1 protein-coding gene is annotated in these 1,260 nt (G+C 75.9%); it reads left to right on the top strand.

The genetic code is table 11. From position 1 onward, the window contains the following. Positions 1 to 1,260 (top strand): sensor histidine kinase (locus CCN42_RS40955; RefSeq protein WP_143662286.1); only part of this gene is annotated, 1,260 nt, incomplete at both ends.

Consider the following 1,260-nt stretch of genomic DNA (forward strand, 5'->3'; position numbering starts at 1 on the left):
GCGGTCCTGCCGCCCGTCGCGGTCGCCCTCGGCGGCTGCGCGGCCGTGCTGTTCACCGTGCGCTCCACCGGAGTGCGCACCAGCCTCACCCTGTGGGCGGTCCTCGCCGGAGCGGTCTGCGTGGCACTCGCGGGCATCCTGATCGCCGCCGTCGCCGCCGGACGCGCCGCCCGCTCGGTGCACGAACGCGTCGCGGCGCTGCGCCGCGCCAGTGCCCGCCGCGAGGCCGATCTGCGCGCCCTCGTCGAAGGGTTGCGGCGCGGCGAGGCACCGCCCCGCCGCACACCGGGCGGCCGGCCGCCCGAGGACGCCGACGACTTCGAACTGCTCGCCGCCGACCTCGCCCGCGCCCACGACGGGGCGGTCACCGCCGTCGTCCAGGCCGCGCAGCTGTCCAGCCAGGCCCGCAGCGAGCAGAAGCTGGAGGTCTTCGTCAACCTGGCCCGCCGGCTCCAGTCGCTGGTGCACCGGGAGATCGCGATCCTCGACGAGCTGGAGAACGACATCGAGGACCCGGACCTGCTCAAGAGCCTCTTCCACGTCGACCACCTCGCTACCCGGATCCGGCGCCACGCCGAGAACCTGGCCGTGCTCGGCGGCGCCGTCTCCCGCCGCCAGTGGAGCAATCCGGTCTCCATGACCGAGGTGCTGCGCTCGGCGATCGCCGAGGTGGAGCAGTACTCGCGGGTCAAGCTCGTTCCGCCGGTCGAGGGCACCCTGCGCGGGCACGCGGTCGCCGACGTCATCCACCTGCTGGCCGAACTGATCGAGAACGCCACCGTGTTCTCCGCCCCGCACACCCAGGTGCTGCTCCGCGCCAGCCTCGTCACCTCCGGGCTCGCCGTGGAGGTCGAGGACCGCGGCCTCGGCATGCCGGTCGCCGAGCAGGAGCGGATGAACGCCGTGCTCGGCGACCCCGACCAGGTCAACGTCGCCCGGCTGCTGGCGGACGGCCGCATCGGGCTGTACGTCGTCTCCCAGCTCGCCCGCCGGCACGGCATCGGCGTCCGCCTGCAGAGCAACATCTACGGCGGCGTGCAGGCCGTGCTCGTCGTCCCCCAGGAACTGCTCGGAGCGGCACCGGGCGCCGCCGGGGACGCCGGGCGGCCGCCGACCACGGCGGGGGACACGGGGGCGGCGGCACGGACGCCGCAGCCGCCGGACCGGCCGGCCGGGCAGCACCCGCACACCGCCGCGGCCTCCCGGACCGACCCGGGTTCCGCCACCGCCGCGGCCTCCCGGACCGACCCGGGTCGGTCC

It is taken from the genome of Streptomyces glaucescens (assembly GCF_002154375.1).
In the GTDB taxonomy this organism is placed as follows: Bacteria; Actinomycetota; Actinomycetes; order Streptomycetales; family Streptomycetaceae; genus Streptomyces; species Streptomyces glaucescens.